This is a genomic window from Nocardia sp. CC201C (assembly GCF_030010695.1).
Classification (GTDB): domain Bacteria; phylum Actinomycetota; class Actinomycetes; order Mycobacteriales; family Mycobacteriaceae; genus Nocardia; species Nocardia otitidiscaviarum.
The window spans coordinates 1-2,257 of sequence record NZ_JASCXP010000664.1; the positions used below are offsets into that span (position 1 = coordinate 1).

The 2,257-nt window shown below is 69.7% G+C and carries 2 protein-coding genes; one reads left to right on the top strand and one right to left on the bottom strand.

The features are described from left to right. A partial coding sequence (locus QK444_RS35645) for an epoxide hydrolase (protein WP_282786435.1) occupies window positions 1-1,039 on the bottom strand: 1,039 nt, incomplete at its 3' end. A 116-nt stretch (window positions 1,040-1,155) separates the two neighbouring features. Here QK444_RS35645 and QK444_RS35650 point away from each other — a divergent pair. Further along, a complete protein-coding gene (locus QK444_RS35650; RefSeq protein ID WP_282786437.1) occupies window positions 1,156-2,112 on the top strand; it encodes a YafY family protein in 957 nt (318 codons plus the stop codon). The last annotated feature ends 145 nt before the right edge of the window (window positions 2,113-2,257 follow it).

A 2,257-nucleotide genomic window follows, 5' to 3' on the forward strand; every position in this document is an offset into this window, starting at 1 on the left:
AGTCGGTCCAGTGCGCGTCGGCGGGCGCGGCGACGAGGCGGCGCACGGTGTCGTCGGAGCCGAAGGCGGCGAAGCCCTGGGGTACGGCGGCGGGGCCGCCCCAGTCGGTGGTGTGGGCCTGGTCGTAGAGGGTGTGGGCGGCGGTGGATCCGGAGGCGGTGAACCAGTAGAGGCTGACGGTGGTGAGGAGCTGGTCGCGGTCGACGGGGAGGTCGGTCCATTCGGCGAATTTCTCGGCGATCCAGGCCAATTGCAGGATCGGGGAGTCGACCAGGCCGTACCCGATGGTCTGCGGGCGGCTGTTCTGGATGGCGAGGTACCCGGAACCGTCCTGCTGGAACTCCGCCATGCGCGTCAGGATGACCTTGTCGACCGGATCGTCGGCGTTCAACCGGTCGGCCATGCCGGGCATGAAGGTCGCGGTGGCGGCGGCGGTGTACGGATCGGTGACCACGTGGACGCCGATGACGTGCTCGGGGTCGAAGCTCGCCACCATGCCGGAGACGCCCGCGCCCACGTCGCCGCCGTGCACGGCGTAGCGGTCGTAGCCGAGGCGGCTCATGAGTTCCACCCAGGCGCGGCCGGTGCGGGCCATGCTCCAGCCGGTGCCGCTCAGCGGCGTCGACAGCGTGTAGCCGGGCAGTGACGGCGCCACCACGTGGAATGCCTGGCCCTGTTCGGGGTTCACCAGTGGCTCGATGAGACTCAGGAACTCGGCGACCGAGCTGGGGTAGCCGTGGGTGATCAGCAGCGGTGTGGCATCGGGGTGGTCGGAGGTCACGTGCAGGAAGTGGATGTGCTGTCCGTCGATCTCGGTGACGTACTGGGGGTAGGCGTTGAGCGCCGCTTCCTGGGCGCGCCAGTCGAATCCGGTCCGCCAGTACTCGGCCAGCTCCCGCAGCTCGTCGGCGGGGATGCCGCGCTCGGATCCGGTGCCGGGCACCTGCTGGGCGTAACGGGTGCGGGCCAGCCGGTCGTGCAGGTCGTCCAGTTCGGTCTGCGGGATCTCGAGGCGGAAGGGGCGAATGTCGGCGTGCATCTCGTAACTCCGTTCGGTGCTGCGCTGTCTTGCGCTGGTGCTGTCTTGCGCTGGTAATGCCACGGTAGGAACAATTGCGGAAGGATTCGTTCCGCAATTGGAGGTGCAATCGAAGAATGTTGGAAACTTCCGCCCGATTGCTCCGTTTACTCTCCTTGCTCCAGGCCCGCCGCGACTGGACAAGCGCCGAACTGTCCGACCGCTTGCGGGTCACCACCCGCACCGTCCGCAAGGACATCGAGCGCCTGCGCGCACTCGGCTACCCGGTCGAGGCGCGCCCCGGCGTGGACGGCGGCTATCGACTCGGTGCGGGTGGCGCGCTGCCGCCGCTGCTGCTCGACGACGAGGAAGCCGTGGCGGTGGCGATCGGATTACGCACGGCCGCAACGGGTTCCATCTCGGGTATCGAGGAGACGTCGTTGCGCGCACTCACCAAACTGGAGCGCATCCTGCCCGCCCGCCTGCGCCACCGGGTGAGCGCCTTCGGCTCGCACGCCCTGCCGGTTCCGGCCCGCGGGCCGCGGGTCGATCCGGAGGTGCTCACCACGCTCGCCGGGGCCTGCCGCGACCACGAGCGGCTGCGCTTCGACTACAGCGCGCACTCCGGGGCCGAGACCCGGCGCGATGTGGAGCCCTATCGCCTGGTCAGCCATCGGCAGCGCTGGTATCTGCTGGGCTGGGATCGCGACCGCGACGACTGGCGCACCTTCCGCGTGGACCGCATCCGCCCGCGCACGCCCACCGGGCCGCGCTTCGCTCCCCGCGCGCTGCCGCCCGATCACGAGATCAGCGCGCGGGTGGAACGCGGGGTCGGCGAGGGCACCTGGCGGTACCGGGCTCGGATCATCGTGCACGCACCGGAAAGTCATGTGCGGGAGCGGCTTCCAATTCCGGTGCAGATAGAGTCGCTGGGTGCGGACCGGTGCGCCTGCACGCCCGGCTCGGACCATCCGCTCCAGCTCGCCCTGTACGTGGGCATGCTCGACGCCGATTTCGAGGTGGTGGACGCGCCGGAACTGGCGGATGCGCTGCGCACCCTGATCGCGCGCTACCGCCGGGCGCTGCCGGACTGAGCGCGCCACGGCCTTCGCTACCACGGCCTTCGCTGCCACGGCCACCCCGCCATGAGCGCTCTCACACCGCCTTGTCGCCCCGGCTCCCGCGTCGTATATTCCGCATGGAATATAAAAAACCGGGGATTTAACGGGTGGGGGGGGG